This is a genomic window from Vannielia litorea (assembly GCF_900142295.1).
GTDB classification, from domain to species: Bacteria; Pseudomonadota; Alphaproteobacteria; order Rhodobacterales; family Rhodobacteraceae; genus Vannielia; species Vannielia litorea.
Map to the genome: position 1 here is coordinate 2975174 of NZ_FSRL01000001.1, position 25326 is coordinate 3000499.

Annotated in this window: 24 protein-coding genes; 9 read left to right on the plus strand and 15 right to left on the minus strand. The window is 68.2% G+C overall.

Annotated features, from left to right (window positions below; genetic code table 11):
* Nucleotides 1-37: 37 nt before the first annotated feature.
* The 12 genes from gyrB to BUR94_RS14545 form a co-directional block, all read right to left on the minus strand.
* The gene (gene gyrB, locus BUR94_RS14490; protein WP_074256900.1) at nt 38-2455 is read right to left on the minus strand and encodes a DNA topoisomerase (ATP-hydrolyzing) subunit B; all 2418 of its coding nucleotides are present in this window, start codon (nt 2453-2455) and stop codon (nt 38-40) included.
* 84 nt (nt 2456-2539) lie between these two features.
* Nucleotides 2540-5755 carry a caspase family protein gene (locus tag BUR94_RS14495; RefSeq protein ID WP_074256901.1) on the minus strand — a complete coding sequence of 1072 codons (3216 nt, stop codon included), beginning with the start codon at nt 5753-5755 and terminating at the stop codon, nt 2540-2542.
* Nucleotides 5756-5803: 48 nt separating this feature from the next.
* On the minus strand, nt 5804-6424 hold the full coding sequence (locus BUR94_RS14500; protein WP_074257745.1) for a LysE family translocator: 621 nt from the start codon (nt 6422-6424) through the stop codon (nt 5804-5806).
* A gap of 97 nt (nt 6425-6521) precedes the next feature.
* Entirely contained in the window at nt 6522-7640 is a 1119-nt protein-coding gene (recF, locus tag BUR94_RS14505) for a DNA replication/repair protein RecF (RefSeq protein ID WP_074256902.1), read from the minus strand.
* Between the two features lie 31 nt (nt 7641-7671).
* The gene (gene dnaN, locus BUR94_RS14510; protein ID WP_074256903.1) at nt 7672-8790 is read right to left on the minus strand and encodes a DNA polymerase III subunit beta; all 1119 of its coding nucleotides are present in this window, start codon (nt 8788-8790) and stop codon (nt 7672-7674) included.
* Nucleotides 8791-8936: 146 nt separating this feature from the next.
* A complete protein-coding gene (dnaA, locus tag BUR94_RS14515) occupies nt 8937-10355 on the minus strand; it encodes a chromosomal replication initiator protein DnaA (protein ID WP_074256904.1) in 1419 nt (472 codons plus the stop codon).
* A gap of 572 nt (nt 10356-10927) precedes the next feature.
* Nucleotides 10928-11194: a 30S ribosomal protein S20 gene (gene rpsT, locus BUR94_RS14520; RefSeq protein WP_074256905.1), complete on the minus strand. Its 267-nt coding sequence runs from the start codon at nt 11192-11194 to the stop codon at nt 10928-10930.
* Nucleotides 11195-11368: 174 nt separating this feature from the next.
* Nucleotides 11369-11869 (minus strand): RES family NAD+ phosphorylase, encoded by a 501-nt coding sequence (locus BUR94_RS14525; protein WP_074256906.1) that lies wholly within the window; start codon nt 11867-11869, stop codon nt 11369-11371.
* Nucleotides 11869-12219, minus strand: a complete 351-nt coding sequence (locus tag BUR94_RS14530; protein WP_074256907.1) for a DUF2384 domain-containing protein — start codon at nt 12217-12219, stop codon at nt 11869-11871. The genes BUR94_RS14525 and BUR94_RS14530 overlap by 1 nt, the downstream gene beginning before the upstream one ends.
* 74 nt (nt 12220-12293) lie before the next feature.
* Nucleotides 12294-13070 carry an enoyl-CoA hydratase gene (locus BUR94_RS14535; protein ID WP_074256908.1) on the minus strand — a complete coding sequence of 259 codons (777 nt, stop codon included), beginning with the start codon at nt 13068-13070 and terminating at the stop codon, nt 12294-12296.
* Nucleotides 13071-13134: 64 nt separating this feature from the next.
* Entirely contained in the window at nt 13135-13986 is an 852-nt protein-coding gene (gene mutM / locus BUR94_RS14540) for a bifunctional DNA-formamidopyrimidine glycosylase/DNA-(apurinic or apyrimidinic site) lyase (protein WP_074256909.1), read from the minus strand.
* A gap of 61 nt (nt 13987-14047) precedes the next feature.
* On the minus strand, nt 14048-14758 hold the full coding sequence (locus BUR94_RS14545) for a hypothetical protein (RefSeq protein ID WP_074256910.1): 711 nt from the start codon (nt 14756-14758) through the stop codon (nt 14048-14050).
* Between the two features lie 85 nt (nt 14759-14843).
* Here BUR94_RS14545 and ubiE point away from each other — a divergent pair, with 85 nt between their 5' ends.
* Both ubiE and ubiB read left to right on the plus strand, forming a co-directional pair.
* A complete protein-coding gene (gene ubiE, locus BUR94_RS14550) occupies nt 14844-15596 on the plus strand; it encodes a bifunctional demethylmenaquinone methyltransferase/2-methoxy-6-polyprenyl-1,4-benzoquinol methylase UbiE (protein WP_074256911.1) in 753 nt (250 codons plus the stop codon).
* 6 nt (nt 15597-15602) lie between these two features.
* Complete coding sequence (ubiB, locus tag BUR94_RS14555) at nt 15603-17135, plus strand: 2-polyprenylphenol 6-hydroxylase (RefSeq protein ID WP_074256912.1); 1533 nt, start codon at nt 15603-15605, stop codon at nt 17133-17135.
* 92 nt (nt 17136-17227) lie between these two features.
* On the opposite strand, the gene BUR94_RS14560 is transcribed toward ubiB, so the two are convergent.
* Together BUR94_RS14560 and BUR94_RS21065 are read right to left on the minus strand one after the other, a co-directional pair.
* On the minus strand, nt 17228-17911 hold the full coding sequence (locus tag BUR94_RS14560; RefSeq protein WP_074256913.1) for a flagellar hook capping FlgD N-terminal domain-containing protein: 684 nt from the start codon (nt 17909-17911) through the stop codon (nt 17228-17230).
* A gap of 12 nt (nt 17912-17923) precedes the next feature.
* Entirely contained in the window at nt 17924-19495 is a 1572-nt protein-coding gene (locus tag BUR94_RS21065; protein ID WP_074256914.1) for a flagellar hook-length control protein FliK, read from the minus strand.
* A 112-nt stretch (nt 19496-19607) separates the two neighbouring features.
* Between BUR94_RS21065 and BUR94_RS14570 the strand changes: the two genes are divergently transcribed.
* The 6 genes from BUR94_RS14570 to BUR94_RS14595 all read left to right on the plus strand — a co-directional run bounded on the left by BUR94_RS14570 (nt 19608) and on the right by BUR94_RS14595 (nt 24147).
* On the plus strand, nt 19608-19883 hold the full coding sequence (locus tag BUR94_RS14570) for a rod-binding protein (RefSeq protein ID WP_074256915.1): 276 nt from the start codon (nt 19608-19610) through the stop codon (nt 19881-19883).
* On the plus strand, nt 19876-20229 hold the full coding sequence (locus BUR94_RS14575; RefSeq protein WP_074256916.1) for a flagellar export chaperone FlgN: 354 nt from the start codon (nt 19876-19878) through the stop codon (nt 20227-20229). The genes BUR94_RS14570 and BUR94_RS14575 overlap by 8 nt, the downstream gene beginning before the upstream one ends.
* Nucleotides 20230-20517: 288 nt before the next feature.
* Complete coding sequence (locus BUR94_RS21070) at nt 20518-22071, plus strand: flagellin N-terminal helical domain-containing protein (protein ID WP_074256917.1); 1554 nt, start codon at nt 20518-20520, stop codon at nt 22069-22071.
* 113 nt (nt 22072-22184) lie between these two features.
* Nucleotides 22185-22544 (plus strand): flagellar biosynthesis regulator FlaF, encoded by a 360-nt coding sequence (gene flaF, locus BUR94_RS14585; RefSeq protein WP_342745214.1) that lies wholly within the window; start codon nt 22185-22187, stop codon nt 22542-22544.
* On the plus strand, nt 22541-22981 hold the full coding sequence (flbT, locus tag BUR94_RS14590) for a flagellar biosynthesis repressor FlbT (protein WP_074256919.1): 441 nt from the start codon (nt 22541-22543) through the stop codon (nt 22979-22981). The genes flaF and flbT overlap by 4 nt, the downstream gene beginning before the upstream one ends.
* Nucleotides 22981-24147: a DUF1217 domain-containing protein gene (locus tag BUR94_RS14595; RefSeq protein ID WP_074256920.1), complete on the plus strand. Its 1167-nt coding sequence runs from the start codon at nt 22981-22983 to the stop codon at nt 24145-24147. Before flbT ends, BUR94_RS14595 begins: the two co-directional genes overlap by 1 nt.
* A gap of 9 nt (nt 24148-24156) precedes the next feature.
* Here BUR94_RS14595 and BUR94_RS14600 read toward each other — a convergent pair whose 3' ends face one another.
* The gene (locus BUR94_RS14600; RefSeq protein WP_139301291.1) at nt 24157-24399 is read right to left on the minus strand and encodes a hypothetical protein; all 243 of its coding nucleotides are present in this window, start codon (nt 24397-24399) and stop codon (nt 24157-24159) included.
* A gap of 152 nt (nt 24400-24551) precedes the next feature.
* Here BUR94_RS14600 and BUR94_RS14605 point away from each other — a divergent pair, with 152 nt between their 5' ends.
* On the plus strand, nt 24552-25262 hold the full coding sequence (locus BUR94_RS14605) for a M48 family metallopeptidase (protein ID WP_074256921.1): 711 nt from the start codon (nt 24552-24554) through the stop codon (nt 25260-25262).
* Nucleotides 25263-25326 lie beyond the last annotated feature (64 nt).

Below are 25326 nucleotides of genomic sequence, written 5' to 3' on the forward strand. Positions count from 1 at the left end.
CTGGACTCCGGCCATGGCGTCAACTGTCCTGCCAACCTCAGAAGTCGAGATTCTCCACGCTCAACGCGTTCTGCTGGATGAACTCGCGGCGGGGTTCCACCACGTCGCCCATCAGCTTGGTAAAGAGGTCGTCGGCCTCCGCGAGGTCCTCCACCTTCACCTGCAACAGCGTGCGCGCCTCGGGGTCGAGCGTGGTCTCCCAGAGCTGAGAGGGGTTCATCTCGCCTAGGCCCTTGTAACGCTGCAGCGTCAGCCCGCGTTCGCCCTCTTCGAGGATCGCTTCGAGCAGGTCGAGCGGGCCGTGGATCGGGGTGTCGCGGTCCTTGCGGCTCAGTTTGCCGGTCTCGCGATAGACATCCCGGCTCTCCGCCGCCACCTGGGCCAGCCGTCGGGCCTCGCCCGAGCGCAGCACCGCGCCGTCCAGCGTGCGGATCTCCTCGACCCCCCGCAGGATGCGCGCCAGCCGGATCCCGTGGTCCTGGGTGATCCGCCCCTGCCATCCCCGCTCGTATTCCACCGCCACCTGGTCGAGCCGGTTGGCAATGGCATCGGCGACGGCCTGAAGGTCGGCATCGGCACGGCCCGGCTCGAAGGCCCCGGCCAGGGCCGCCTGCTCCAGAATCCGCTGCGGGTAATGCGTCGGGAAGGCCTGAAGGATGCGGCGGAAGCTCCGCGCGGCATCGGCCACCCGTGCCAGATCCTGCCCGGCAATCTCTTCGCCCGAGGGCAGCCGCAACACGGCGCCCTCCACACCCTGCGCGATGAGGTAATCCTCCAGCGCCGGCACGTCCTTGAGATACACCTCCGACCGCCCGCGCGACACCTTGTAGAGCGGCGGTTGCGCGATATAGAGATAGCCCCCCTCGATGATCTCCGGCATCTGCCGGTAAAAGAAGGTCAGCAGCAGCGTCCGGATATGCGCGCCGTCCACGTCGGCATCGGTCATGATGATGATCTTGTGGTAGCGCAGCTTCTCGATGTTGAACTCGTCGCGCCCGATCCCGGTGCCGAGCGCGGTGATCAGCGTGCCCACCGTCTCGGAGGCAAGCATCCGGTCAAACCGGGCCCGCTCCACGTTGAGGATCTTCCCGCGCAGCGGCAGCACGGCCTGGTTGCTTCGCGCCCGGCCCTGCTTGGCCGAACCGCCCGCCGAGTCACCCTCCACGATGAAGAGCTCCGATTTCGCCGGATCCTTCTCCTGGCAATCCGCCAGCTTGCCGGGCAGGCTCGCCACATCCATCGCCGTCTTGCGGCGGGTCAGCTCGCGGGCCTTGCGCGCCGCCTCACGGGCCAGCGCGGCCTCGACGATCTTGCCCACGATCTGGCGGGCCTCCGTCGGGTGCTCCTCGAACCACTCCGCGAGCTTCTCGTTCACCAGCCCCTCGACCGCGGGCCGCACCTCGGAGGAGACCAGCTTGTCCTTGGTCTGGCTGGAGAACTTCGGGTCAGGCACCTTCACGCTCAGCACGCAGGTCAGCCCCTCGCGGGCATCGTCGCCCGAAAAGGTCACCTTCTCCCGCTTCGCGATCCCCGAAGACTGGGCATAGAGGTTGATCGTGCGGGTCAGCGCACCGCGAAATCCCGCCATATGGGTGCCGCCGTCGCGCTGCGGGATGTTGTTGGTGAAGGGCAGCACCGTCTCGTGGTAGCTGTCGTTCCACCACATCGCCACTTCCACGCCGATCCCGTCCTTCTCGCCTTCCATGAAGATCGGCAGCTCCATCACCGGCGTCTTGTGCCGGTCGAGGTACTTGACGAACTCGCGCACCCCGCCCTCGTAGAACAGCTCGCTCTCCAGCGGCTCCGCCGGGCGCTCGTCGCGCAGCAGGATGCGAACGCCAGAGTTGAGAAAGGCCAGCTCGCGCAGGCGAGTTTCCAGCGTCTTGAAGCTGTATTCGAGGTTCGAGAAGGTGGTCGTCGAGGCCAGAAAGCGCACCTCCGTGCCCTTCTTGCCCGCCGCTTCGCCCACGACCTTCAGGTGCTCCGCCGTCTCGCCCCGCTCGAAGCGGGCGGTATGCTCCTTGCCGTTCCGCCAGATCCGCAGCTCCAGCCAGTCCGAGAGCGCGTTCACCACCGAAACGCCCACGCCGTGCAGGCCGCCGGACACCTTGTAGCTGTTCTGGTCAAACTTCCCGCCCGCATGGAGCTGGGTCATGATCACCTCGGCGGCGCTGACCCCTTCCTCGGGGTGCATGTCCACCGGAATCCCGCGCCCGTTGTCGAAGACCGAAACCGAACTGTCGGCATGGATCGTCACCACCACGCGGTCGGCATGCCCGGCCAGCGCCTCGTCGATCCCGTTGTCCACGACCTCATACACCATGTGGTGCAGGCCGGAGCCGTCATCGGTGTCGCCGATGTACATGCCGGGGCGTTTGCGAACAGCCTCCAAGCCCTTGAGAACCTTGATGGAATCCGCGCCGTATTCTTCGGGTGCCTGTGCGTTTTCGGCCATGCCGCCTGTCCGTTGTTGTTGTGCCGGACTTATAAGCCGTCGGGCCGGGGATGTCACGCAGATGACAGGAAAATCAGCCGCTTTTCAGGGGCTTTTCGTGGCCGTGCCATCCGCCTGATTTTCCTGACCGAATTCGGCGATCCGGTCGCGCGTGACGGCGATGAATTCGGCCTGCTCCGGGGCGAGCCAGCCCTTGCCCTCCATCTCCTCCAGAACGGCCAGCGCCCGGGCCATGTTGGCGGCCGGCTCCACACCCAGATCGGCCAGCTGAAAGTAGCTGACGAAGAGCCCCCAGGTGATGCCGCTGTCGGCCTTCGCCACCTCCAGCATGTCCAGCCGCATGTCGCGGGCCACGACATGTTCGGCAATCGCCGCCTCCCGGTCGCCCTGCGCCTTCAAGGCGTTGCCAAGTTGCTCATGGCTCACCGAGGCCAGCCAGCGCAGATGCAGGTTGTCCTCCCCGGTCTCCAGCCTCCGCTTGCGCAGGTCCAACGCGATCCGGTGCCAGGCCGCCGCACTCTCCGCGCTGCCGTGGTTCAGCTCGAGATCCCCCAGCGTGGCCGCCGCCTCCGCGGCAAGATAGAGCGGTTCGGCCGGGTCCATCCTCTGCATTGCCGAGGTCAGTTCCTCATAGGCGCTGCGCAGGGTCTCGTCGGCTCCAACCAGCTCACCCAGCGCCAGCTCCGTCTGCCCCAGCCGCAACTGCCCGAGCCCGAGCTCGAGCGCCCGCCGCGGATTGGCCCCGTCATGCAGCCGGAACCACAGCCGCCCCAGCACGATATGGGTGCGGGTCAGCAACAGGTCGGAGTGGATATCCGGCCCCTGAAGGGCGAGCTGCTCGGTCTCGATCCTGAGGTTCAGGTCGAGCTGGAGAGTCTGCCAGCGCGGGTTCTTGTCGTCGAGGTCCACCAGCAGCCCGGCATAGCCCCTCGCCTCGATCAGCCGGTCCAGCGCTGCCTCGCGGGCACCGGTCCGCGCCTCGCGCTGCGCCAGGCGCATGTCCAGCGCGACGCTGTCGTAGACGAGGCCCATGTTGGTCGGATTGGTCTCCCGCGCCACATCCAGCACCCGCCGGGCCTCCTCCAGAAGATCCGTGGCCTCCTCCTGCGCGCCGCGGAGCCCGAGCGCCGCGCTCAGCGCCTCCAGGCCCTCGAACCGGGCCTGCAGGTTGGCCGTGTCCTTCGGAGCCTGCATCATCAGCGGCTCCAGCAGCTCCAGCGCCTCACGCGCCTGGGTCACCGCGGGCTCCAGCTCCCACAGGCGGGTATGGGCGCGCGCCTGCCCGGTCAGCGTCTGGCTCAGGGCGCGGCTCAGGGCGGCTCGCTGCGGGTCGGCCTCTCGCTTTTCCCGCAGGAACTGCTCGGCGCGGGTCAGGTAGGCCAGCGCCTGCTTCGGATCGCCCGCCCCGAGCAGCGCCACGCCCGCCTTCATTGCCGCCCGGCCCACCGCAAGGTCGTCGCGCGCGCCGGCGCCGCGCGGGAGGGCAAGGTAAACCTCCAGCCCCTCCCAATAGGTGTCGAAGGCGCGCATCGCCGCGCCCACGCCCATCTCCGCATCTCCCCGCCGCTCGTTGGCCTCCGCCAACCGCTCCTGCACCTCCAGATCGTCCGGAGTGGCCTCCGCATGGGGCCGCATCCGGTCTGCCGCTTCGCCGAAGTTGCGCAGGGCATCCCTGTACTCCCCCAGAAACATCGCCAGGTCACCGAGCAGCATCTCGATTTCCCACAGGTCGATGTCATATTGCCGCTCGGCGCCGGGGCCTTCGCCCGCGCGCAGCGACCGAAGCGCCATTTCCAGCGCCTCCCGCACCGCGCGGCTGTCGCCCAGCCCCTTCTGAGCCTTCGCGATGCCCAGGAAGGCCGTGTAGAGAAACCGGCGGATTTGCAGGTCATCGGGGCCAGCCTCCAGCTCCGCCGCCGCAAGGTCGCGCATGCCCTCGTAAGCCTCCTGCGCAAGAGGGGTATCGCCCATCAGCGCGAAGAGCTCGGCCGCTTCGGCAAACAGCGCGATCCGCGCCAGCCGCATCTCGCGGGTCGGCCCCAATGCGGCGATCTCGGCATGGATAGCCCCGGCCTGCTGCAACACCTCCATGGCGAGGGCATAATCCAGCCGGGTGCGCGCCACGCCGGCCTTGATCCGCAGGGTCTCCGCCTCCGACACCCGGCGGGCCAGCAGGTTCTCCTTCAGCGCGTCGCCAGAAGCCCGGTCGAGTGCCACCGCCGCGTCGAGCGCCTGCAGCGCTCCGGTGAAGTCGCCCAGCTCCAGCCGCGCCTCGGCCTTCTGCCGCATCTCCGCCACCGCCCCGTCCGAGGCCGAAAGCGCCCGCAGCTGCGCCTGCGTCTCGCTGAAGGCCCGCGCCGCCTGCGCCAGCTTCTCGGCGCGTTCGCTGGGTGCGGCCCCGCTCAGGTCGGCCGCCAGGAGCGCCCCGTAGATCGGCGCCAGCGGCACCCGCGCGTCGCGGGCCACCCGCTCCACCTCGGCCCGCAGATCGGGCGTCAGCTCCGCCATCGCCAGCAGCAACCGCTCCCGTTCCGGCAGGGCATCGCTCTGTCCCGCGGCAAAAAAGAGCCGCGGCAGGGCGCTCTCCACATAAGGAAGTTGCGCACCCCGCGTGCGGTCATACACCTCCTGCTGCACCAGCGTGAGCACAGAGCGCACCTCCAGCCCCGGCACCGCAAGATGCCGCGCCAGCGCGGCGGCAAAGGGCGAGTTGCTGCCCTCGCCATCCAGCGCCACGGCTCCCGGTGCGGTCGAAAACCCGATCAGCGTGCCCTCGGCCCGTGGCACGGCGGCAAACCCCGGCGACTCGCCCGCCTTGAGCGCCACCGCCGCCCGGCCCTCCTCGGACCCCTCGAAAGGGTCCACCCGGCAGGCATCCACCAGCACCACCGCCACCGGCGCGATCCGCGCCACCCGGGCCCGGATGTCGCCCAGGCTCAGGCTCGTCTCCATCAGCGTCTCCAGGCTCTCGCCCTTGCCGTCCACCGGCAGCAGCCGGTTGTCGCCCCCCACCTCGAAGCCATGCCCGGCGAAATAGACCACCACCACATCGGCCCCTTCGCCATCGTATTCGAGGTCTTCCAGAGCCCGTTCCATCCGCCGCTTGTCGCGGTCGCGCTCGTAGAACACCTCGAAACCGAGCGCCTCCAGCGCCGCGCCCACCGTGTCGGCATCGTTGGCCGCGTTGGCCAGCGGCCTGATGTTCTCGTAGCGGTCGTTTCCGATCACCAGCGCAACCCGCTTCTCGGCGAGAGCGGGCAAGGCCGTGAGGCAGAGGAAGACGACGACGAGCAGGCGCATTTTCGAGAGGATACCGGGGAAGTTCTCGAACGCCAGTGACGATTTCCGTCAGGTAAACGGGATCACGAGCCCCACCACCATGAGCAGGCTCCCCGCCACGATGTTGGTGCCCCTCAGCGCCCTCGGCGAGGCCAGCAACCGCCGCGCCCGGTCGATCATCAGCGCGAAGACGAGGTTGCCGAAGAGCGGGACCACGGCGGAGATCGCGGTGATGGTGGCAATGTCGGCCCAGGTCACGCGGGTCAGGTCAAAGAAGCCCGGCAACACCCCCATGTAGAACAGGATCGCCTTCGGGTTGGCCAGGATCACGGCGACGCCCGCGGCAAAGCCGGCCCACATGCCGGGGCGGGTCAGGCGGCTGTCGGTGGCAATGGTCCTGCCCGCGTTGCGCAGGATCAGCGCGCCCATGACCAGGAAGATCCCCGCCGCAACCCACTTCAGCGCGGTCATGAAGCCCGCGAAGACGGTCGTCACCCAGGTGATCCCGTAGATCGCGAGGAAGGGCCAGAGCACGTCGCCGATGACCACGCCCAGCGCCAGCGGCCATGCCGCGTTGAATCCGCCCGAGAGCGCCCGCGCGGTGAGCGCCATCCAGACCGGGCCGGGGGTGAGAAAGAGGATGAGGAGCGCAAAGGCATAAAGCCCCAGTTCGGCCGGCGTGATCGTCATGGCGCGCCCGCCGCGGCAAAGCGGCATGCCCGGGCCGCCCTGCCCCCAAAGGTCGACCATCCCGCCGCCTTCGGCACGTGAAGGGAGAGCCCTGACCTCACACCGAAACCTCCCGCACCCGCGACACCCCGGCCTCTTCGGTGACCTCGAAATGCTGCGCCTTGCCGCCCAGCTCGTCGAAGAGCTCCGCCCCGGTGCCGGTCATGAAGGCCTGTGCGCCCAGCCGCTCGATCTCGGCATAGAGCGCGGCGCGGCGGCCGGCATCCAGATGCGCGGCCACCTCGTCCAGCAGCAGCAGCGGCGGCGCTCCGAAATCCTCCGCCAGCGCCCGCGCATTGGCGAGGATGAGCGACAACAGCAGCGCCTTCTGCTCGCCGGTGGAGCAAAGCCGCGCCGGGGTGGCCTTGGCGATGTAGGTGGCATCGAGGTCAGCCCGGTGCGGGCCGGCGAGCGTGCGGGTCGCCGCAAGGTCGCGCGCGCGGCCCTCGGCAAGCGCGGCGGTCAGGGCCTCGGCATCGCCCGGCGTGTCGCAGGCCGGCTCCGGATGGGCCAGCACCAGCTCCGCCGCCGGAAAGGCCCCATCCGCCTCGCCCTGGGCCCCGGCCAGCCGGATCAGCGCATCCTCCCGATTCCTGTGAATACGCGCGCCCTCCTCGCCCATCCGGGCCTCCAGCGCGGCATACCAATGGGCATCGCGCACCATGTCCTTCAGCAGACGGTTCCGCTCGCGCATCGCCTTCTCGTAGGCCAGCACCGCTTCGCCATGCGAGGGCTCGAAGCTCAGCACGATCCGGTCCAGAAACCGCCGCCGCCCCTCCGCGCCCTCGATCCAGAGACGGTCCATCGCGGGCACCAGCCAGACAACCCTCGCCAGCCGCCCCAGCGCCACCTGCGCCGCCGTCTTGCCATCAATCTTCACCGAGCGCCCGGAGGCACCCGCCTCGGCCCAGGTTTCCAGCTCGTGGTGGTGCCCCAGCGAGGTGAGCTCCGCCTTGACCTTCCAGCCCAGCCCCTCCGGCGCGCGGGCCATCTCCTCTGTGGCCGCCCGCCGCAGCCCGCGCCCCGGCGAGAGCATCGACACGGCTTCCAGCACGTTGGTCTTGCCCGCCCCGTTCGGCCCCCAGAGGGCGACGGGCCGGCCATCCAGCACCAGCTCCGCCCGGCGATGCGAGCGGAAATGCGAGAGGGTCAGAGAGGTGAGCGCGAGGCGGGGCATATCGGTGGCGCGGGCCTTGGCCCGCGCTCCATCAAACCCGCATCGGCATCACGACGTAGAGCGCAGAGGTGTCGGAGCCTTCGCGCATCAGGGTCGGGTCGCCGGCGGAGTTGAACAGGAACACCGCGTTCTCCCGGTCCACCTGGCTGGCGATCTCCAGCAGGTACTTGGCATTGAACCCGATATCGAGGTGCTCGTCGGCATAGGCCACCGCCAGCTCTTCCTCGGCGTTGCCGCTGTCTGGCGCGTTGACCGACAGCACCAGCCGGTCTTCATCCAGCGAGAGCTTCACCGCGCGCGAGCGCTCGCTCGAAACTGTCGCCACCCGGTCCACCGCGCGGGCGAACTCGGCGGCATCCACCTCGAGCTTCTTGGTGTTGCCGGTCGGAATGACACGGGTGTAATCGGGGAAGGTGCCGTCGATCACCTTGGAGGTCAGCGTGATCTCGGGCGTGGCAAAGCGCACCTTGGTCTCGCTGACGGAAACGGCGATCTGCGCCTCGTCGTCATCGAGCAGCTTGCGCAGCTCGTTCACCGTCTTGCGCGGCACGATTACGCCGGGCATCGTCTCCGCGCCCTGGGGCAGCGGCGCGTCCACACGGGCCAGCCGGTGCCCATCGGTCGCCACGCAGCGCAGCGCCTGCCCATCCTCGCCGGTGGCGACATGCATGTAGACACCGTTGAGGTAATAGCGCGTTTCCTCGGTGGAAATCGCAAACTTGCTCTTGTCGAAGAGCCGCCGCAGCGTGCCCGCATCGGCGCTGAAGTTGGCGCCATACTCGCTCGACGCCATCACCGGAAAATCCTCTTTCGGCAGGGTCGCGAGCTGAAAGTTCGAGCGCCCGGCCGCCACTGTCAGCCGCCCGGCCGCGGAGTCGTCGGAGAGCTGCACCTGGGCGCCATCGGGGAGCTTGCGGACGATTTCGTGCAGCGTCACCGCGCTCACCGTCGTCGCGCCCGCCTTCTCGACCATCGCCGGGGCCTTGTCGACCACCTCGATATCGAGGTCGGTGGCGCGGAACTGCACGCCATCCCCCTCGGCCTCGATCAGCACGTTGGCGAGGATCGGAATGGTGTTGCGCCGCTCGACGACCGACTGCGCCTGCGCGATGGCCTTCAGCAAGACGGCCCGCTCGATCGAGAATTTCATTGCTCTGTCCCCCATGGTGCCGGGACGCGCAGACTATGCGTTTCGCCCCCGCAGGCAAGTTGTTTCTCGCAGTTTCGTGAGTTTTGGAGGAGCGTCAAGAGCGCCCCCCGCGACATGGTGGGTGGGCAATCTGCCCACCGCCCGGATCAGGCCTCGAGCATCCTCTTCAGCATCTCGACATCATCGGCCAGGCCGCTGTCGGTCTGCATCATCTCCTCGATCTTCCGCACCGCATAAAGCACCGTGGTATGGTCGCGGTTGCCGAAGCGGCGGCCGATCTCGGGCAGCGAGCGCGAGGTCAGCCCCTTGGCGAGGAACATCGCCACCTGGCGCGGACGGGCAATGGTGCGGTGCCGCTTGGGGCCGGTCATGTCGGAGATGCGCACATTGTAATGCTCGCACACCCGGCGCTGGATCTCCTCGATGGTCAGCTTGCGCTCGGAGGCGCGCAGCAGGTCGGCAAGGCACTCCTGCACCATGTCCAGCGTCACCTCGCGGCCCACAAGGTTGCCGAAGGCGAAGATCCGGGTCAGCGCGCCCTCGAGCGTGCGCACGTTGCCGGTGATCCGGTGGGCAAGAAACTCCAGCACATGCTTGGAGATTTCCAGGTTTCCGTAGTGGCCGCGATAGAAATCGGCCTTCTGCTGGAGGATTCCGAGGCGCAGCTCGTAATCGGTCGGGTGCAGGTCCACCACGAGGCCCGAGGCCAGGCGGCTCGCGATCCGGTCCTCGATCTTCTTGATGTCGTGCGGCGCGCGGTCGGCGCTGATGACGATCTGCTTGCCCTGATCCGAGAGCGCGTTGAACGTGTGAAAGAACTCTTCCTGCGTGCTGTTCTTGCCCGCAAAGAACTGCACGTCATCCACCATCAGCACGTCGACTGAGCGGAAGGCCTCCTTGAACTCGTGCATCCCGTCCTCGCGGAGGGCCCGCACGAAACGATACATGAACTGGTCCGACGACAGGTAGACCACCTTCTTTTCCGGGCAGTTCTCCTTCAGCGCCCAGGCGATGGCGTGCATGAGGTGGGTCTTGCCGAGGCCCGAGCCGCCATACAGGAACAGCGGGTTGAAGGTGAGCGGCCCCCCCTCCGACACCCGGCGCGCGGCGGTATAGGCCAGCTGGTTCGGCTTGCCGACAACGAAGCTCTCGAAGGTGAAGCGTTCATCTAGTGAGGCGCCCGGCAGGTCATCGTCGCCACCGTCCTGGCCGGTCCCCGACCCGGACGCTGCTCCACGGCCCGCACTGCCGGCCTGGCTCGTGCCATCGGCCGAGGCCGCGACGCGGTCAGGCGCACCGGCCGTCGGCTGCATCCGCGGCCGCGCCGACGGAACGCGAAACTCCAGCCGCCGCACCTGGAGCCCGTCCCGGCTCATGTGCTTGACGATCGTGTCCGAGAAATTGCGGCTCACCCAGTTGCCGAAAAAGTTGGTCGGCACATCGAAATGCGCAACCCCGTCTTCCAGGCTGCTCAGCTTGAGGGGTTCGATCCAGGTCTTGTAATTGTTGTGCCCGACCGTCGTCCTGAGCGTTTCGCTAACCTGGCCCCATCGTTCTTGTGGCATTCCGAATGTCCTGTCCCGTCTTATGTTTGTTCCACTCATAAACAAACCGCCCCTGCCTAATCCTGGCGGCCCGCACCGCTGCGGCCCATACACCTCGGGGGTAGGACAACACTTAAGCCTGCCTGTTGCGTCGCACCGCACAGGCTGCTCGACCGAGCAAACAATAAGGCGGACCAAACGGACGCAAGCTATGCCCGTCGGCCAGTGACATCTCTTCGGACATGTTGCGTCGGCAGCAGCGAACCTGCTCACACGGCCTTCCGGCCGCCCTTGCAGACTCTATTCGACAACAACTCGTTTCCGACGTGCGGTCTCGGTGCAGCGCTTCCCCTGAAGCTCCGAGACCTGGCCGGAAACGACCATGTCCCCCCTAGGCGACGTGAATCGCAGGATTGGTGATAGCAAGGCGTCGCGCGGCCCGGCAACTGACCTTTTGACTTGACTCAATCTTTTCCGAGGCGAATCCTGCCACCCCTCTGAACGCCCTAGTTTTTATGACTCTCGCGCCACGTGAGAACAAAAAAGGGCGCCGACCCGAAGGTGGCGCCCTCTGGCAGAAATGTCGCAGCGACTCAGTTGCCGACGGCCTTCACGCGGGAAGTGAGGCGCGACATTTTCCGGGCTGCGGTGTTCTTGTGGTAGACGCCCTTGGTGACGCCGCGCATCAGCTCGGGCTGGGCAGCGCGCAGGGCGGCGGTGGCGGCTTCCTTGTCGCCGGAGGCGATGGCTTCCTCGACCTTGCGAAGGAAGGTGCGGATGCGCGAGCGGCGCGCCTTGTTCACCGCAAAGCGGGCTTCGTTCTGGCGGGCGCGTTTCTTGGACTGGGGCGAGTTGGCCATGGTGTGTCTCTCTCTCGTCGGGCCGCCTCGATGCGAGAACGGCAATCAAAACTGGTTCGCGCGGGAAGACCCGACCCCGGGTTCGCTACCGGGCGATTCTGGCCAGAGCGGGCCTCACACGCATGTATCGGCGGGCATATACAGCCCTCGCCGTGATTTGCAAAGGAAAAACGCCTACTCCGGCGGCTCGGGCGGGTAGCGCAGACGCCGGTGGTCGTCGATCACCCTGACCCGCCCGTCCCAGCGCCAGAGCACCAGGTTGATGTCGCCCGGCCCGGCACCCGGCGCGAAGCTCCGCACCCGCATCGCGTCATGGCGTTCGGCCAGCCGCGCCGCGATCTCCTGAACCCGCGCCACGCCGCGCCGGTCGGCCTCGTCGGCCCAATCCGGTTGCGCCAGGTCCTCCGCCGTCACCCCCTCTGCGGCCAGCGCCGCCGGGTCGGTCGCATCGAGCACCCGCTCCGCCTCGACCTCCAGCGCTACCACCGTCACCGGCATGAAGGTGCCCGCCTGTTGCACCTCCCGCAGCGCGGTTTCGACAGAGAGCGCCGTGTAGAGGGCAGGCACGCCCGCGCGGTTGAACCGCCCGCCAAACTGCGCCGCCCCTTCGCCCGAGAGCGGCCGGTAGGCCCAGTAGGGATTGAGTGCCCGGTAAACCGTGCCCGACCAGCGCATCAGGCGTGAAGGCCGGCGTCCAGCCTGTCGAGAAAGCGATGCACCGCCTCCGCCCGCCCGTCCTGCACCAGCCGCATGGCGGTCACGTCGCCGTATCCGCTGAGCGGGGTGGAGCGATACCAGGCATAGGCCAGCAGGTCGGAGCCGAAGCGCGGGCTGACGCGGGTGAGGATCTCCACCATCTCGCGCAGGCGCTTCTGGGTCTTGGCGGTTCCGGCCCGCGCCTGGCGGGCCACCGCGTCACGGCTCAGCCCGGCCGTCTGCGCCACCTCTTCAACGGTGGTCAACAGCGTCGCCGCCAGCTTGCCCGGCGCGAACTTGCCATTCTCGGCAATGTCGGCAAAGACCATTTCACCACTCCAATTGACGCGAACACCGTCAATATAGGTGACATCGGCCCAAAAAACAACACGCGCGCCGCATCCTACTTGTCGCGGAACTGCGGCTCGCGCTTCTCGAGGAAGGCCTTCATGCCCTCCTTCTGGTCCTCGGTGGCAAACAGCCCGTGGAACAGCCGCCGTTCGAACAGCAGCCCCTCGCGGAGCGGCAGCTCATAGGCCCGGTTCACCGCCTCCTTGGCAGCCTTCACCGTCAGCGCCGACTTCTCCGCAATCTTCTGGGCGGCACTCATGGCCTCGTCCATCAGCTTCTTGGCGGGCACCACGCGGCTGACCAGCCCCGAGCGCTCCGCCTCCTCGGCATCCATGAACCGCCCGGTCAGGTGCATGTCCATCGCCTTCGACTTGCCCACGAAATGGGTCAGCCGCTGGGTGCCGCCGATCCCGGCGATGACGCCCAGGTTGATCTCGGGCTGGCCGAACTTGGCGGTATCGGCGGCGATGATGAAATCGCACATCATCGCCAGCTCGCAACCACCGCCCAGCGCATAGCCCGACACGGCGGCGATGATCGGTTTGCGGCAGGCCAGGATCCTGTCGATCTGCGAGCCGAACATGTCGCCCATGAAGACATCGACAAAATCCTTGTCCGCCATCTCCGAGATATCGGCCCCGGCGGCAAAGGCCTTTTCCGATCCGGTGAGGATGATGCACCGCACGTTCTTGTCGCCATCGGCCTCGCCAACGGCCTCGGCCAGCTCTCCGATGAGCTGTCCGTTCAGGGCGTTGAGGGCATCGGGGCGGTTGAGGCGGATGAGGCAAACATGGTCGGCGGTCTCGACGACGATGGTTTCATAGGCCATGAGGCGGCTGTCCCTTTCGGCTGCCAATTCACCCTTTGTTAGCAGGGTGAGGCAAGGCTGCAAGTTATCTTTGACATGTCCCGCAATAGAAACTCGAGCGTCCCGACTGCACGATCCGGCGGATCGTGCCGCCGCAACCGGGGGTAGAGCATGGGTGCCCCTCGCGGTCATAGGCCGCAAACCGGTGCTGAAAATATCCAAGCTCGCCAGAGGCTTGCCGATGATCCCGCAGGCTCGACCCGCCGGCCTCGATCGCCTCGCCAAGAACCTCCCGAATCGCCGGTACGAGCCGCGCCACCCGCGCCGCGCCGATCTTGCCTGCCTTGCGCACCGGCGAAATGCCGGTGCGATGCAGCACCTCGCAAACGTAGATGTTGCCCAGCCCTGCCACGATCCGCTGGTCCAGCAGCGCCGCCTTGACCGGCGTGTTCCTGCCCCGGAAGGCCGCCACCAGATGATCCTCGTTGAAGCTGTTACCCAGCGGCTCCGGCCCGAGCTCGGCGAGCAGCCGATGCGCCTCGGCCTCGCCCGTGGCCACCAGGTCCATCACCCCGAACCGCCGCGCATCGTTGAAGGTGACCCGTGCGCCGCTCGCCATCTCCAGCACCACGTGGTCATGCTTCTCCGGTGCCGGGTGGGCATGGTGAAACAGCCCCAGCCCCTCGCCGCTCACCCGCATCCGCCCGCTCATGCCGAGGTGAATCAGCAGCGTCTCCCCGCTGTCGAGATCGGCCAGGATGTACTTGCTCCGCCGCCGCAGCCCCAGCACCCGCTTGCCCGTCAGCCGCTCCGCCATCCCTGGCGGGAACGGCCAGCGCAGCCCCTCCCGGTTGACCCGGGCCTCGGCGATCACGGTGTTCTCCATGGCGGGCAGCAGGCCGCGGCGCACGGTCTCCACCTCGGGCAGTTCGGGCATGTCGGCTCCGGTTCAGATCTCAGGCGCCAAACCTAGCCCCCCTGCCCGGCCCCGCAAGCCCTCAGGCGCGCGCACCGCGCCCGTCGATCACCCCATGCGCGCGGGTCAGGAAGTCGTTCATGCCGGTCAGGTACTTCTGCACCCGCATCTTCTTTCCGTCCGCCGCTCTGAGCCGAAACACACCTTGCCCCTCGTCCCTGATATCCACCAGGTCGTGCCAGGCGATCTCCCGGCGAAACTGGATCAGGCTCTGCGAGACGATCACGTCGCGGTCGTAGCGCATCTCGAAGCTGAAGACATGCGCGATCCCCAGCAGCCCCGCGCCAATGGCCGCTGGCTGCACGAAGAGCATCACCTGCGGATCCAGCCCCATGTCCATGAAGAGCAGCGCCGCCACAGCGGCCCCGCCAAGCGCCACGGTCGAAAGGCGCATCCCCCAGGTCGTGCGCATCACCTTGGTCCCCAGCGAGTCCTCCGCCGCCCGCGCCATGCCACGCGAGGCCAGCGGCGCGATGTCGCGCTGCCCCATGAACTTCGCGCCCAAAGTCCGCTCCACCCTGCGGCCCGAGGCATCTTTCGGGGCGGTCACGTCTTCCAGCTTGCGGGCCACGGCCCGTGCCGCCATGGCGGGAAGCACGTGGAACAGCAGGATATACCCGCCGATCAGGAGCAGTATCGCCGCGCAGATGGCCACCAGAAGCCCCGCCACGATCAGCGGGTTCTCCATCACGGCGCTGACCAGCCACAGTATGGCCTGTTCGTCCTCACTCACCCTGCACCCTCCTGCGCGCATCTGGCGCGTTTGTATCCGGTGCGAATTGCCTATATCCGGTTTGCGAACAGAATGGGGCAAGCCCATGGCAGACGACCAGAAAACCACGCATTTCGGTTTCTCCGAGGTGCCGGAGGCCGAGAAGGCCGGCAAGGTCCACGGGGTATTCTCCTCCGTGGCCTCCAAATACGACATCATGAACGACCTGATGAGCGCGGGCATCCACCGCCTCTGGAAGGACGCGATGATGGACTGGCTCGCGCCGCGCCCCGGCCAGAGGTTGCTCGACGTGGCCGGCGGCACCGGCGACATCGCCTTCCGCTTCCTGCGCCGGGCAGGCGAGGAGGCGAGCGCCACGGTCTGCGACATGACCGAGGCCATGCTGGTCGAGGGCCGCAAGCGCGCCGAGGCCGCCGACCTGGCCGACAAGCTCGACTGGGTGGTGGGCGACGCGATGGCCCTGCCCTTCGACGCGGGCAGCTTCGACACCTACACCATCTCCTTCGGCATCCGGAACGTGACCCGCATCCCCGATGCGCTTTCCGAGGCCTTCCGCGTGCTCCGGCCCGGCGGGCGGCTCATGGTGCTGGAGTTCTCCCAACTCCCCAACCCGCTGATGCAGAAGGCTTATGACGCCTACTCGTTCAACGTGATTCCCGGCATGGGCAAACTGGTGACAGGCGACCGCGACAGCTACCAGTATCTCGTCGAGTCGATCCGCAAGTTCCCGGCGCAGGAGGAGTTCGCCTCGATGATCCGTGCCGCCGGCTTCGAGCAGGTGAAATACCGCAATCTCAGTCTCGGGGTGGCCGCGCTCCACTCCGGCTGGAAGCTCTGAGGGGCGATGCGCGGGCCGCACAACATCTGGCGCCTCATCCGCACCGGAGCGACCTTCGAGCGCACCGGCGCGATGGGCGTGGCACTCGAGGCCATGGATGCACCGCGCCCGCTGCGCGTGGCTGCCCGCATCCTCGGCTGGCCGTTCAAGTGGCTCGGCCACAAGGGCGACCCGGCCCAGCCGCCCGTCACCCGCGCCCTCACCGCGCTCGGCCCCGCCTATATCAAGTTCGGCCAGATCCTCTCCACCCGCCCCGATGTGGTCGGCCCCGAGCTCGCCCAGCAGCTCATGGTCTTGCAAGACAAGCTGCCCCCCTTCCCCCGCGCCGAGGCAATGCGCGTGGTCGAGGCCGAGCTTGGCCAGCCGGTCGAGGCGATGTTCTCCGATTTCTCCGAGCCGGTCGCCGCCGCCTCCATCGCCCAGGTCCACAAGGCCACCAGCGCGGATGACGGGCGCCAGGTCGCCGTCAAGGTGCTGCGCCCCGGCATCGAGCGCGCCTTCTCCCGCGACATCGACGCCTTCTACTTCGCCGCCGCCATGATCGAGGCGCTCTCTCCGGCCTCCCGCCGCCTCCGGCCCCGCGACGTGATCGCGCATTTCGAGGGCGTCGTGGCCGGCGAACTCGACATGCGGCTCGAGACCTCCGCCGCCTCCGAATTCGCCGAGAACACCGAGGGCGACGAGGGCTTCATCGTGCCGCGCCCGTTCTGGCCGCTGTCGTCACGCCACGTGATGACGCTGGAATGGGCCGAGGGCATCCCGCTCAACGATCTCGCCGCGATCGACGCCGCCGGCCATGACCGCGTGGCCCTCGGCGAGCGGGTGCTCTCGCTCTTCCTGCGTCACGCCCTGCGGGACGGCCTCTTTCATGCCGACATGCACCAGGGCAATCTCAAGGTCGCGCCCGGCGGCGAGATCATCGCGCTCGACTTCGGCATCATGGGCCGGATCGACGAATACACCCGCCGCGTCTACGCCGAGATCCTGATGGGCTTCATCCGCAAGGACTACAAGCGCGTGGCCGAGGTGCATTTCGAGGCCGGCTATGTGCCCGCCGACCGCGACGTGGACGAGTTCGCACGCGCCCTGCGCGCCGTCGGCGAGCCGATCTTCGGCATGGACGCGACCCACATCTCGATGGCCCGGCTCCTCTCCTACCTCTTCGAGGTGACCGAGCGCTTCGGGATGGAAACCCGCACCGAGTTGATCCTGCTCCAGCGGACGATGGTGGTGGTCGAGGGCGTGGCCCGCTCGCTGCACCCCAACATCAACATCTGGCAAGCCGCCCGGCCGGTGGTGGAGGACTACGTCAAGCGCAACGTCGGCCCCGCCGCGCTGCTGCACGACCTGAAGGAAACCGCCCGCGTTGCCATCCGTTTCGGCCCGCGCCTGCCCGCGCTGCTGGAAAGGGCCCTGATCGCCCAGGCCACGCCTCCTCCGCCCCGTCCCAGCGGCGGCCCGCTCTGGGGCCGTCTCGCCTGGGCCGGCCTCGGCGCGGCTCTGGCCCTCGCAGCGGTTGCGCTGCTGGACATGCTCTGAATCCGGCCTCCCGTCGTGCTCCGGCGGCACGAACCTCCCGATTGCCGCGCCGATAGTCCAAGGCGGCGCCAGGCGGGCAGGCGATGCCAGGTCTACGGGTCCGGCGCGGGTTCATAGACCACCGGCAGGCGCAGCGCCGTGGCGCTGGAGGCCGGAACCGCGATGCCGCTGTCGAGCAGCAGCACCGTCTCGCCAGCCTCGATCCTGGCCTCCGCGACGCGGGCATAGACCTGCGCCTCCGCCGTGCCCACCAATTCGCCGTTCCGGTAGCTCTCCACCTCGAAACTGTAGATCCCGTCGGCCAGCGGCACTCCGGTCTCATCCGTCCCCTGCCAGACGTGGTAGGGCGCCGTGGTGTCGATCGACAGCCGCTGCCGCTCCACGCCAAAAGCGTCGCGCACCACGAGCACGCCCGTGTCGGCGCCCTTCGCCACATCCAGCGTCATCTCGACAGGCTGGCCGGTGAAGAGGGCGGGCGCCGTCACCCGGGTCTCCATGCCGACAAAGCTCGCCATTTCCGCCATGCCGCCCAGGCTCATCTGCGCGCTCAGCCGTTCGAGCAACACGTTGGTGCGCACCTGTTGCTCGACGTTCGAGAAGGTGGCCAGCTGCACGGCAAAGTCGGCACTGTCCAGCGGGTTCAGCGGGTCCTGGTTCTGGAGCTGGGTCGTCATCATTTTCAGAAAGGTCTCGAAGTCCGAGTTGATGAACCCCTCGCTTGACTGCGATGTGGTGCCCGAGGTGAGCGTTGCCGCTGTGGCGGATGTGGTTTCCATCTGTGTCTCCAGTCAAAGCCTGAGGTCGAGCCCGGCATCGCCGAGGCGGAGCATGGGGCGCGGGGCGGTCGCCTCCATCGGGGCCGGGCTGCCGGGGCTGCCATCACCGGCCCAGCCGAGGCTCCTGCCCTGTGCGCCCGAGCCCCTGTGACGGTCGGCGAATGTCGCATTGCCGCCCAGAAAGCTGAATTGCGCGCCCTCGGCCCCGAGGCGCCGCATTTCCTGCGCCAGCACGTCGATGTGGCGCCGCAACAGGTCGAGCGTTTCGGGGCGCTCGGCGGCGATCACCACATGCAGGCCGGCCTCCGCGCCGGAGAACGAGAGTTTCAGCCGTCCCAGTTCCTCGGGATGCAGGCTCAGCTCGATGGGTCCGTCCGGCAGCGGCCGCGCGATCTGGCCGATCTGCACCGCCACTTGCTGCGCCACCGCCGTCTGACCCGGCGGCGCGGCAGGGCCCGCGGCTTGCGGCGCAACCGTTGCGCCGCGCGGCTCTGTCACGCCCTGGATCGCGGCGACCTCGGCCTCGGGCATGGGCACAATCGCCGCAGCACGCGGGGGGGTGGGTGCCGGCGAGGTTGCTGCAGCGGCCCCCTGCGCAGGAGCGGGCTCGGCCTCACGGGCTGTTTCCAGGGCATGGGTCGGCGGCCGCGGGCGCGCCTCCGGCGGTGCCATCTCTCGAATGCCTGCGCGTTTCACGGTCTGCGCCCTGTCGGTGCGCAGCCCGGCGTCGCTCCTGGGCAACATCGGGCCCGGGGCTGCCTTGTCGGGCGGCAGGGCCTGACCCTCCGCCGCGGGCGCGCGAGCCGGGTCGGCCTCAACGAATCGCAGGGGCGGATCCTCCTGCTCCGGCACGGGCCGCCCGTCCCTGACCACCGGGGGAGCCAGCGTCGGCGAAGCCCCGCCATCCCGCATGCCCGTCTTCGGAGCGGCCGGCGGTTCAGGTGCGCCGGCCACCGCTTGACCCTGTATCACCGCCTGCGGCGCCCGCCCGGCCTCGGCACGCGCGCGCGGGTCCTGCTGCCTCCCGGGCATTTCCCCAAGCTCCGGGGCGGGCGGCCGCAGGGAGTTGTCCGGCAGCGGGCCGTCCCGGCTGCGCCCGAGAGCCTCCGCCGCGCCCGCCGCCGCCGGAGCCACATCCCCCGTCGTCGCCGCCTCGGTCCCCGGCTGCGGCGCAACCTGGGGAGGGGTGGGCAGGAGCCCTGTGGGGGCGGGCTCAGGCACGAGGTCCTCCCCTTCCGGCGCAAAGGGTGCGTCCGCCGCCTCGAGCGCCCCTTCCGCCTCTTCCGCCTCCAGCAGCGACGGCTCCAGCGGGGTTGCGCCGGCCAGGTCGTCCGCCCCGTCCTCCGGCCCCGGATCCTCCGGAGCATCCACAACCTCTGGCTCAGCCACCCTCGGGGCGCCTGCCGCATCCGGTGGAGCCACGACACGCTGGGCCGAGGCGGAGGCGAAGACAGCGGCCCAATCGCCCTCGCCCTGGGCCGGCGCACCGCTTGCCCCGCGCGGATGACCCGCCTGGTGCACCGGCCTCGCCTGCCCGGTCGACACGGCAAAAGCGGCCAGCTCCGACATCATCGCGTTCTGCATCCCAACCTGATCCTTCTGGCAAGTTGCTCGCAGAATGACCGGCTTTGGTTACCGATCTTTTACCGCTTTCTGCCCTAATGCCTCAAAATCGCCGCAATTCGAAAGGCACCGCATGCCCTCGATTCCCTCCACTCCCCCTGCCGCCGTCCCGCCCGATCGCGTCGCGCAGCTGCGCAAGGTCGCGGTCGAGCTCGAGGCGAGCTTCCTGGCCGAGATGCTGGGCCAGGCCGGGCTTGGCGAAACGCGCGAGGCCTTCGGCGGCGGCGCGGGCGAGGAGGGTTTTGCCTCCTTCCTGCGGCAGGAGCAGGCGCGGGCAATGGCACGCCAGGGCGGTATCGGCCTGGCAGAACACATCTTTGAAAGTCTGAAGGCGCGAACACATGGCTGACAACATGGAACTCTACGAACGTGCGCAGGCCCTCATGGCGGCCGAACGCGAGGCTCTCAAGGGGGCCGACTTCGAGCAGCTCGAGGCCCTCTACGAGCAAAAGCACGACCTCCTGAAGGAGATCGAGGCCCGGGCCGACACGCTGACACGGTCCCAGATCGAGGCCCTGTCGGTGAGCGCGCGCGGCAACGACCGTCTGCTCGATGCCGCGCAGCGCGGGCTCCGCGCCGTGGCCCGCAGGCTGAGCGAGACCCGGCGCGCCGCCGAGCATCTCGATACCTACACGGACAAGGGCAAACGGCAGGATCTCGGGCCTGTGCGGTCGAGCTTCGAACGTCGCGCCTGACCGCGCCTTCCGAACCCTGCCGGCGCGGGCGGGCCTCTTGGCATGCCTGCGCACCGCGGCTGGCCCGCATTTCCGGACAATGAGAGACAAAGTGCTCTCAAATCAGGACGTTGAGACCGTCACATCTTAGCAATCGCTTAAGCTCGTTCAGGCAGGTTCGCCCCGCACCTCTGTGGGTGGCGCGGCCCGGTCGAATGGTCCGCAACACGGTGAAACCGGATCTGGCCGTCCTGCGGGGCGGCTCTCCGAAATGGCGCAAAGCGCCCATCTGAAAGGACCAAGGGAACCATGTCCAGCATTCTGACCAATACAAGCTCGATGGTGGCCCTGCAGACGCTCCGTGGCATCAACATGAGCCTCGAGCAGACCCAGGCCGAAATCTCCACCGGCAAGTCCGTGGGCTCCGCCCGCGACAACTCCGCCATCTGGGCGATCTCCAAGGTGATGGAGTCCGACGTTCGCGGCTTCAAGGCCATCTCCGAGAGCCTGTCTCTGGGCGAAAGCACCGTCGCGGTCGCCCGCAACGGCGCCGAAACCGTCACCGACCTGCTCGTGCAGATGAAGGAAAAGATCGTTGGCGCGCAGGAAGAAAACGTCGACCGCGGCAAGCTCCAGGCCGACATCGACGCGCTCTCCGACCAGATCGCCTCCGTCGTAGGTGCGGCCCAGTTCAACGGGCTCAACCTCCTGTCCGGCACCGACGAGGTGAACATTCTCAGTTCGCTCGACCGGTCCGCCGGCGGCACCGTGGCGGCCTCCGACATCGCCGTGGCGCGGCAGGATCTCAGCTTCGACGCAGGCGTGATGGGGACGACCAACAACCTGGCCACCTACATCACCGCCGCCGACGGTTCGAACTCGCTCGCCGGTGTGGCCGGCAACCAGTTCTCCAACGCCGCCAACACCATGACCATCGCGCTCGCCTCGGCCACCGCGGGCTCGTCCAACACCTACAACCTGCAGGTCAACGGCACCACGGTGACCTACACCTCCGCGACCTCGGGCAACACCGTCACCTCGGTGGCAGATGGCATCGTCGCCGCGCTCAATGCAGCCGGCATCGAAGACATCACCGCCTCGGCGGCCACCGGCACCATCACCCTGTCGTCGACCGTCAAGTTCGACGATGTGGAGGTGAACTTCTCCACCACCGACTCGGCCGTCACGGCCAACGTCAACGGCGGCGGCGCAGGTGGCGCAGGTGCCGGCTTCACCGGGGAGACGATCAACGCCCGCGCGTCCTCGGTCACCTTCTCGACAACCGCGGCCGTGCAGGACGGCGACGGCTACCGGGTGTCGATCGGCGGCGTCAACTATGACTACATCGCCGGTCCCGGCGAAAACATGGAAGACGTGGCGCGCGGCCTGAAAACCGTGATCGACGGAGCCGGCGTGGCCAACATCTCGACCAACGTGATGCAAGACGCCACCACCGGTGCCTGGGTGCTCCAGCTCGACAACGACAGCAGCACCGATCTCGCCCTGACCGACGATGGTTTCTCGGGCGGCACGGCAACCGGCGGCCTCTCGGGCGTCGACAAGCTCGATGTCACCACCGACGAGGGTGTCGAGGCGGCTCTGGCCAACATCGAAACCTACATCGACACGGCGATCGGTGCCGCGGCGGCCTTCGGCTCGGTCGAAGGCCGGATCGAGACCCAGTCGGAGTTCATCCAGAACCTGACCGACAGCCTCACCGCCGGCATCGGCAGCCTCGTGGACGCCGACATGGAGGCCGCCTCGGCCCGCCTCCAGGCGCTCCAGGTGCAGCAGCAGCTGGGGGTCCAGTCGCTCTCCATCGCCAACCAGTCGCCGCAGTCGATCCTGTCGCTGTTCCGGTAACCGCCTGACGGGCGGGGCGCCGAATGGACCGGGCCAAAACGGCCCGGGGCGCCCCGCCCACACTCTACTCGCCCAAATGCCCCCCTGAGTGGAAGGACAGAGACTTGAACTCCGTGCAACTGGCGCAAAGCGCCTATTCCTCCGGCCAGCAGGCCCCGCTGCGCACCCATCGCGGCACCGAATACGCAGCCTTCAGCCGAGTCACCTCGCGCCTCAAGGCGCCTCGCAGCTTCAATGCGCTGGCGGCCGCGGTCCACGAGAACCGCCAACTCTGGACAGCGCTGGCCGCCGATGTCGCCGATGCCGAGAACGGCCTCACCGCCGATCTGCGCGCCCGCATCTTCTATCTCGCCCGCTTCACCGCACAGCATTCCTCCAAGGTGCTTCGCCGCAAGGCCGACGTGCTGCCGCTGATCGAGATCAACATGGCCGTCATGCGCGGCCTCGGCGGCAAGGTGGAGGCGGCACGATGAGCGGCCTCGTCCTCAAGCTCAGCCCCAAGGAGCGCGTGCTCATCAACGGCGCGGTGATCGAAAACGGCGACCGGCGCTCGCGGCTCTCCATCGTCACCCCCGGCGCGCACATTCTGCGCCTGCGCGATGCCATCCACCCCGAGGAGGCCCGGACCCCGGTCAAGCGGGTGGCCTATATCGCCCAGCTCGTGCTCTCCGGCGATACCGCGCCGGCCGACGCCGACATCCAGCTGATGCGGGGAATCGAGCAACTGAGCCAGGTCTTCACCGATCACGACAGCCGCACCCAGCTCGACACCGCCACCGCCGCGGTGCGTGAGGGGCAGCACTACCAGGCGCTGAAATGCCTGCGTGCCCTCATTCCGCGCGAAGACCGGCTGCTGGCGGCGCACAGGCCCGATCGCCCCGCGATACCGCCCAACGTGACGCCCTCGTGATGTTCACGCCCATCGTCCCCCTCGGCGGCCTGCTCGGCTGGCAGTTTCTCCAGCGCACGCAGGAGAGCCAGCAGCAGAGCCTTGCCACTTCGGCGACGGTCGAGCGCGACATGGCCGAGTTCGAGGCGCGCATCGCCCAGGTGCAAACCGCCGAGGAACTGGTGAACGATTTCCGCCTCCTCCGCATCGCCCTCGGCGCCTTCGGCCTGTCGGACGACATCAACAACACGTACTTCATCCGCAAGGTGCTGGAGGAGGGCACCGAGGACTCGCAGGCGCTCGCCAACCGCCTCTCCGACACCCGCTATTACGATCTCGCCGAGGCCTTCGGCTTCGGCGCCTATGAGACACCAAACAACGCCTTCGGCGCGATCGAGGACCGGATCCGCGCCGGCACCGATACGCTCCCCGCCCGCCAGCGCGAGGCTGCCGGAGATCGGGCCCTCCTGCTGATCGACCGGCTCGATGCCCTGACCACCCAGCTCGGCGCCGAAGAGAAGGACCCTGCCGCAGAGGCCATCCTGCGAGGCGAGATCCAGGAGCTCTGGCCCGCCGTCATGGGCAACCCCCGCCTCCGCGAGGCCATGCTCTCCACCTTCGGGGTCGCGGAGGGATTTGAAGCGCTCCCCCAGGCCACCCAGGTCGAGGTGATGCGCCAGAAGGTCGTCGGCCTCTTCGAGGGCCGCCCGGCCGCGCAGATGACCGGCTTCACCGACCGGATCAGGCAATCCTACACCGAGCGCCAGTTCGAAATCGCCGTCGGAGAGCAGGCCCAGGAACTTCGCCTCGCGCTCAACCTGGAGCGCGCACTGCCGGCCATCGCCGGCGACCCGGACGATGCCGATGACACGATGTGGTTCAAGATCATGGGCAGCTCGCCCCTCCGCGCGGTCTTCGACACCGCCTTCGGCCTGCCCGATGCCTTCGCCGCGCTCGACATCGACAAGCAGCTCGAGGTCTACAAGCAGCGCGCGCGTTCCGTCTTCGGCAGCAGCGAGGTCTCGCAGTTCACCGATCCGGAGGCCCGCGAGGCGCTGGTCCGCCTCTACCTCGTGCGCACGGAGCTGAACGGCACGGCCTCTTCGCCCGGCGCCTCGAGTGCCGCGCTGACCATTCTCAGCGGGGTGACCTCCGGCAGCCTCTTCACCACCCTGCTCAGCCGCTGAGCGCCGGCCTCATCCCTCGCCCGCGGGCCGCACCTGATACACGCCTTCCGGCAGGTCGAGCGCAGCGGCCAGATCCCGCATCTGGGTCAACGAAAGGGTGATCTTCTGCACAACATCCTGGCGGGCATCCAGCTGTTGGATGGTCACGCAGTCCTCGAAGGCCTGGATGGTCACATCCTCTTCCAGATGCGGCCTGCCCTCGTCCACAAGGGTGATCACCGTCGCGTCGAAATCGTGTTCGATGGTAAACATGGCGCCAGCCTAGCCCGCCGCTCCGGCGCTGTCAGCCGCCAAACGGCAGGCGGCCGGGCAATCTGCCGCCGCCCCGCAGCAAGGGGCTACAGCGGCCCGGCACCGCCTGCTAAGCTCCCCGCCAGAAGATCAGCCAAGGTAAGGCCATCGCCATGAAATTCCCCGCAATCGCGCTTGCGGCCCTGTCGCTTCTGGCAGGCTGCGTCGAGGTCAGCGAACCCCAGCAACCGCCAAGCCAGCCAGCGCCCGCCACCACCTCGGGCGGCTTCGATGCCAACCGGGCCGCGCGCAACTTCGTCACCGTGGTCAACCGGGTGGAGCCCGTCGCCGAGAGCGAATGTCGCGCCCGACTGCCCCGCGCCAATTGCGATTTTCTCATCGTGGTCGACGACCGGCGCGGCCAGCCGCCCAACGCTTACCAGACCGAGGATCGCTCGGGCCGGCCGGTCATCGCCTTCACCCTCGCGCTCATCGCCGACGCCCGCAACCAGGACGAGCTCGCCTTCATCCTCGGTCACGAGGCCGCGCACCACATCAAGGAGCACATCCCCCGCACCCGCGAAAGCGCCACCTTCGGGGCGGTGCTGCTCGGCACGCTCGTGGGCGTGGGCGGCGGCGGCGATGCCGCGGTCGAGGCCGCCAGCCGCGTCGGCGCCGGCATCGGCGCACGGCGGTTCTCCAAGGAATTCGAGCTCGAAGCCGATGCGCTCGGCACCATCATCGCCAAGCGCGCCGGCTACGACCCGGTGCGCGGCGCGGCCTTCTTCAACCGCATTCCCGACCCCGGCGATGCCTTCCTCGGCTCCCACCCGCCCAACGCCTCCCGCATCGAAACCGTCCGCCGCACCGCGGCCGGGCTGTAGCACGAGGGCGCCAGTGGCCGCACAATCCGGCGGCAGGCGGAACAAAAAGGTTCAGGATCAACGC

Coding starts and splice junctions, on each gene's coding strand:
- BUR94_RS14560 (WP_074256913.1), bottom strand. CDS start 17,911: ATGGAAACCACATCCGCCACAGCGGCAACGCTCACCTCGGGCACCACA.
- BUR94_RS14525 (WP_074256906.1), bottom strand. CDS start 11,869: ATGCGCTGGTCGGGCACGGTTTACCGGGCACTCAATCCCTACTGGGCC.
- BUR94_RS14575 (WP_074256916.1), top strand. CDS start 19,876: ATGGCTGACAACATGGAACTCTACGAACGTGCGCAGGCCCTCATGGCG.
- BUR94_RS14495 (WP_074256901.1), bottom strand. CDS start 5,755: ATGCGCCTGCTCGTCGTCGTCTTCCTCTGCCTCACGGCCTTGCCCGCT.
- mutM (WP_074256909.1), bottom strand. CDS start 13,986: ATGCCCGAACTGCCCGAGGTGGAGACCGTGCGCCGCGGCCTGCTGCCC.
- rpsT (WP_074256905.1), bottom strand. CDS start 11,194: ATGGCCAACTCGCCCCAGTCCAAGAAACGCGCCCGCCAGAACGAAGCC.
- BUR94_RS21065 (WP_074256914.1), bottom strand. CDS start 19,495: ATGCAGAACGCGATGATGTCGGAGCTGGCCGCTTTTGCCGTGTCGACC.
- BUR94_RS14500 (WP_074257745.1), bottom strand. CDS start 6,424: ATGACGATCACGCCGGCCGAACTGGGGCTTTATGCCTTTGCGCTCCTC.
- flbT (WP_074256919.1), top strand. CDS start 22,541: ATGAGCGGCCTCGTCCTCAAGCTCAGCCCCAAGGAGCGCGTGCTCATC.
- ubiB (WP_074256912.1), top strand. CDS start 15,603: ATGCGCGGGCCGCACAACATCTGGCGCCTCATCCGCACCGGAGCGACC.
- BUR94_RS14600 (WP_139301291.1), bottom strand. CDS start 24,399: ATGTTTACCATCGAACACGATTTCGACGCGACGGTGATCACCCTTGTG.
- BUR94_RS14530 (WP_074256907.1), bottom strand. CDS start 12,219: ATGGTCTTTGCCGACATTGCCGAGAATGGCAAGTTCGCGCCGGGCAAG.
- BUR94_RS14595 (WP_074256920.1), top strand. CDS start 22,981: ATGTTCACGCCCATCGTCCCCCTCGGCGGCCTGCTCGGCTGGCAGTTT.
- dnaN (WP_074256903.1), bottom strand. CDS start 8,790: ATGAAATTCTCGATCGAGCGGGCCGTCTTGCTGAAGGCCATCGCGCAG.
- ubiE (WP_074256911.1), top strand. CDS start 14,844: ATGGCAGACGACCAGAAAACCACGCATTTCGGTTTCTCCGAGGTGCCG.
- recF (WP_074256902.1), bottom strand. CDS start 7,640: ATGCCCCGCCTCGCGCTCACCTCTCTGACCCTCTCGCATTTCCGCTCG.
- gyrB (WP_074256900.1), bottom strand. CDS start 2,455: ATGGCCGAAAACGCACAGGCACCCGAAGAATACGGCGCGGATTCCATC.
- dnaA (WP_074256904.1), bottom strand. CDS start 10,355: ATGCCACAAGAACGATGGGGCCAGGTTAGCGAAACGCTCAGGACGACG.
- BUR94_RS21070 (WP_074256917.1), top strand. CDS start 20,518: ATGTCCAGCATTCTGACCAATACAAGCTCGATGGTGGCCCTGCAGACG.
- BUR94_RS14535 (WP_074256908.1), bottom strand. CDS start 13,070: ATGGCCTATGAAACCATCGTCGTCGAGACCGCCGACCATGTTTGCCTC.
- BUR94_RS14605 (WP_074256921.1), top strand. CDS start 24,552: ATGAAATTCCCCGCAATCGCGCTTGCGGCCCTGTCGCTTCTGGCAGGC.
- BUR94_RS14570 (WP_074256915.1), top strand. CDS start 19,608: ATGCCCTCGATTCCCTCCACTCCCCCTGCCGCCGTCCCGCCCGATCGC.